Annotated in this window: 1 protein-coding gene and 1 pseudogene; both read left to right on the top strand. The window is 45.5% G+C overall.

Annotated elements, in window-relative coordinates:
* Positions 1 to 519 (top strand): annotated as a pseudogene (locus tag R7Z50_RS25845) (UDP-N-acetylenolpyruvoylglucosamine reductase); the annotation flags it as partial.
* On the top strand, positions 516 to 879 hold a 364-nt coding region (locus tag R7Z50_RS25840), incomplete at its 3' end, for an HTH domain-containing protein (protein WP_318143182.1). The pseudogene R7Z50_RS25845 and the gene R7Z50_RS25840, both read left to right, overlap by 4 nt.

Genomic DNA, 879 nt, shown 5'->3' with positions numbered 1-879 from the left:
TTTGTCACAGCCATTGGCTTGAAGCTGCCGAAGAGATGGACGCCGAAGAATCAATATGGGCCGTTACAAAACATCCCTGAAAACGAATTAAGTCCAAATGCAATATTTGAACGTGTGTGCCAAGTTCGTATGGAGAAACTGCCAGACCCAGCTAAAGTCGGTAACGCAGGGAGTTTCTTTAAAAACCCTGTGATCAGCCAAGATCATTATGATCAACTCATTCGAAAGCATAGCGACATGGTGGCTTACCCTGCAAACGAGGGAATGAAAGTGGCAGCCGGTTGGCTGATTGACCAGTGTGGTTTGAAAGGTATTTCAGTCAACGGTGCTCAGGTGAACCCTTTACAAGCGTTGGTATTAACAAATGTCGACAACTGCAGTGCTGATGACGTGGTTGCACTTGCTTCTCTGGTGAAAAAGGCGGTGTGGGATAAGTACCAAATTGAACTCGAACACGAAGTGCGCTTTATGAATCGTCAAGGTGAAACTAATCTCGCTAAGATTGAGGCGGCTCAATGAGAAAAGAACACTCAGTGAAGCTACATATCCTTAAAACACTCAGCGATGGCGGTTTCCATTCAGGTGAAATGCTTGGACAACAACTGGGCATTTCTAGAGCGGCAATTGCAAAGCACATTAAAGGGTTGAATGATTGGGGAGTGGATATTTATCGTATCCAAGGACGAGGCTATCAACTGGCTCATCCTCTTCAATTACTCGATGAAACTCGTCTGAAAAATGCCATTAGCACTCCGGTAGAACTGATTTCCGTGATTGATTCAACGAATCAATATTTGTTAGAGAAAGTCAGTGAATCCGATAAAGGGCGAGTTTGTATCGCTGAATATCAGGCGCAGGGGCGCGGACGTCGCGGACGTC

It is taken from the genome of Vibrio sp. 1249-1, assembly GCF_033340495.1.
This window is presented reverse-complemented; position numbering and strand designations above follow the sequence as displayed.